The organism is Frankia sp. CcWB3 (genome assembly GCF_977927595.1).
Map to the genome: position 1 here is coordinate 1,166 of NZ_CDWRCK010000319.1, position 3,544 is coordinate 4,709.

Sequence of the window (3,544 nt, forward strand, 5' to 3'; positions counted from 1 at the left end):
TTTCATTTCGACTCCTCAGAAGCGAGCCCAACAGCCCCCAGGAATGGGAACAGTGGCTTGCCGGGACACGAAAGGAGATCAACCGACAATCGATCGCCCTCAGCCCCGAATCCGGCACGCCGGACGTATCCTCTGCTCACCGCCTCGTGCACACCCACTGCGCCCGACGGCTACCCACCGACGAGCGCGTCGAAACAGCACCTTCGCAGCCTGCGAGCCCCCGGGCTTGCTTGAGCCGTGTGCGTCGTGAGGCGCACGCACGGTTCTGAGGGGGCGGGGGCACAGCAATGTGCCCTCGCTACCCGACACTACTACCTGGGCGGCAAGGACAACTTCCCCGCTGATCGGGAGGCGGCCGAGCAGGCACGGGCCGCCTTCCCGGGCGCCAGCACCGCCGCGGTGGAGAACCGGGCCTCGCCCCGGACGCCCGGATCGTCTACACCGACAACGACCCGATCGTGCTCGCCCACGCTCGCGCCCTGCTCGCCAGCACCCCCGAGGGCCGCACCGCCTACCTCGACGCGGATCTGCGCGACCCGGAGCGCATTCTGGCCGCCCCGGAACTGCGCGACACCCTCGACCTGACCCAGCCAGTCGCCCTGTCCCTGATCGCGATCTTTCATTTTATCCCCGACGCGGATGACCCCTACGGCGTCCTCGGCCGGCTGCTGGCGGCCCTGCCGTCGGGCAGTTATCTGGCGCTCACCCACGCCACCGCCGACGTCAACCCCGGCATGGAGCAGCTCTTCACCACGTACCGCTCCCGGGGCATCCCCGGGCAGCACCGCACTCGGGCCGAAGTGGAACGGTTCTTTGCCGGCCTGGAGCTCATCGACCCCGGAGTGGAGATGGTCCCTCGGTGGCGGCCGGAGGAGCCCGCCGCCGAGGGCGAGGTGCCGACCGATGCCGAGGTCAGTGTCTGCCGACCGATGCCGAGGTCAGTGTCTACGGCGGCGTCGCCCGCCTCGGGTAACCGCCTCGGGTAGCCACCGGCTCTCACCGGTTGTGCGGCCGCCAGCCGCTGCGGGCCCCGGGCCGGGGGCGGTGCGCTCACGCGGGCGGGTTCACCCGGAGGCGCCGAACGGCTCGAACGGGCCCGCAACGGGCCCGGCCGCACCCGCGCACCCTCCCGGCACCATGCCGAACCGGTCCGGGCGACGACCATGGACGGTATCGTCGGCACCGTGAGTATCGTCGACACCGTGGGCACCGTACGGGTCTTCCTCCTGGACGATCATGAGATCGTCCGGCGCGGCATCCGCGAGATGCTCTCCGAGACCGGTGACATCGAGGTCGTCGGAGAGGCGTCCACCGCGGCGGAGGCACTGCGCCGGATCCCGGCGACGAGGCCGGACGTTGCCGTGCTCGACGCCCGCCTCGAGGACGGCAACGGTATCGACGTCTGCCGGGACCTGCGCTCGGCGCATCCCGAGATCGGCTGCCTGATCCTCACCTCCTACGACGACGATGACGCCCTGTTCGCCGCCATCATGGCCGGGGCCGCCGGCTACCTGCTCAAGCAGATCAGGGGCACGGACTTGGTCGGCGCCATCCGGACGATCGCCGCGGGCCGTTCCCTGCTCGACCCGGCCGTCACCCAGCGGGTCCTCACCCGGTTGCGGGAGGGCCCGGCCGAGGACCGCAAGCTTGCCACCCTCGGCGAGCGGGAACGCCAGATCCTCGTCCTCATCGCGGAGGGGCTGACCAACCGGCAGATCGCCGGGCGGATTCACCTGTCCGAGAAGACGGTGAAGAACTACGTCTCGGCCATCCTGGAGAAGCTAGAGCTGTCCAGCCGCACCCAGGCCGCCGTGTACGCCACCCGCATCGAGAAGTGACGGCGCCCTGAAACGCGACGGCGCCGCGCGGGATGGTCACACCGGACCCACCGGGCGGCGTCAGTCCAGGTGGGCGAGAACCGTCTGCAGGGCCTCGGCGACCGGGACGGCGGTGCGTACCACCGTCGCCGACGGCCAGGGGTCGGCGCGGGCCGCCATCGCCCGGTGGATGGCCATCGTCGCCTCCGACGGATCGGTGCCCGCGGCGGCGCGGCGGCCGATCCGGGCAGCCGCCACCTCCGGTGCCGTCACGCAGTGCAGCTCCACCAGGTCGGCGCAGACGCTTGCGGCGAGCTCGGCGGCGGCCCGGCGGTGACGCGCGCTCGACCAGGAGGCGTCCAGCACCACCCGTTCCCCGCGGGCGAGAGCCGCCCCGGCGCGGCGCAGCATCTCGGCGTACGTCGCGTCGGTGATCTCGGGGGCGTAGCGCCCGGTGCCGAACCGCGGGTCGGAGGTCGCGGGGTCGCCGTCCGCGACCGGCCCGCCCGCCGGCGCGACGCCCACCGCGCCCACCGCGCCGGTACCGGCGTCGCGGCGGGCTCCGGTTCCGTGGGCTCCGGTTCTCGTGGCGGTGCCGCCGGCGTTGCGCAGGGCACTGGCGTACCCGCCGGCGGTGGTGTCCGCAGCCGGCCCGCCCTCACGCAGAGGCATCCCGGTCAACTCCTGGCGGATCACGTCGGAGCGCAGCAGCACCCAGCCGTCACCGACCCCGGCCAGCCTGCCGGCCAGGGTCGTCTTGCCCGTCCCGGGCAGCCCGCCGACCACGACGAGCTGGACCCGGCCGGCCCGCAGGTGACGGTGGGCGACGGCCAGCAGCCGGCGGGCCTCCTCGGCCGCGTCGGGATCACCCTGCCCGCCCCGGATACAGGTCACCTTCGCCCGGACGAACGCCCGGTAGGCGACGTAGAGATGCTGCAACGACCGCGGGTGCACCTCGCCGCTGAACTCCCGGTAGGCGTCGAGGAACTCGGCGGCCTCCTCCGGCGCGCCGAGGCGTTCCAGATCCATCGCCAGGAACGCGACGTCACCGAGGACGTCACCGAAGCGCAGCCGCGGGTCGAACTCGATGCAGTCGAGGATGCGGGGTCCGTCGTCGAGGCAGTAGATGTCGTCGGCGAGCAGGTCGCCATGCCCGTCGCGGATCCACCCGGCGCGCACCCGATCGCCGAGCAGCGTCTCCCGGCCGGCCAGGTAGCGCAGCGCCAGTTCGCCGATCTCGTCGACCACCGCCGCGTCCAGCAGGGTGCCGCGGTAGGGGGAGATGCCTTCCAGACCCTCCCGCCACAGCCCCTCCAGGGTCGCCCGGTGCCCCGCCACCGCGATCTCCGGTGAGGTCTCGCACCGCTGGTGGAACACCGCCAGCGCCCGGGCGACCGTGCGCAGTGCCGGGCCGACCCGGCTGCGCCGGCGGACGAGGGTGGACAGCCGCCGACTCGCCGGCATCCGCCGCATCACGACCAGGTGGTCGATCACCTCACCGGTGTCGTCGAGGAGATCAGCGACCCCCAGGTAGACGTCGGGGGCCAGCCGGCGGTTGAGCGCGACCTCCGACCGGCAGACCGACTCCCGGGTGCGGCGGTCGGTGAAGTCGAGGAAGCCCAGGTTCACCGGCTTCTTGCGCTTGTACACGCGATCGGCGGCCAGGTGCAGCGTGGCGCTGTGCGTCTCGTAGGTCTCGAACGTCTCCAGCTCGGACAGGTGCAGGG

At 72.5% G+C, this 3,544-nt stretch carries 2 protein-coding genes and 1 pseudogene; 2 read left to right on the top strand and 1 reads right to left on the bottom strand.

Annotated elements, in window-relative coordinates:
• Positions 1-315: 315 nt before the first annotated feature.
• Positions 316-920, top strand: a pseudogene (locus ACY5KJ_RS18315) (SAM-dependent methyltransferase); the annotation flags it as partial.
• Positions 921-1,202: 282 nt separating this feature from the next.
• The gene (locus ACY5KJ_RS18320) at positions 1,203-1,838 is read left to right on the top strand and encodes a response regulator (RefSeq protein WP_462189125.1); all 636 of its coding nucleotides are present in this window, start codon (positions 1,203-1,205) and stop codon (positions 1,836-1,838) included.
• A 60-nt stretch (positions 1,839-1,898) separates the two neighbouring features.
• On the opposite strand, the gene ACY5KJ_RS18325 is transcribed toward ACY5KJ_RS18320, so the two are convergent.
• Complete coding sequence (locus ACY5KJ_RS18325; RefSeq protein WP_462203937.1) at positions 1,899-3,542, bottom strand: bifunctional aminoglycoside phosphotransferase/ATP-binding protein; 1,644 nt, start codon at positions 3,540-3,542, stop codon at positions 1,899-1,901.
• Positions 3,543-3,544 lie beyond the last annotated feature (2 nt).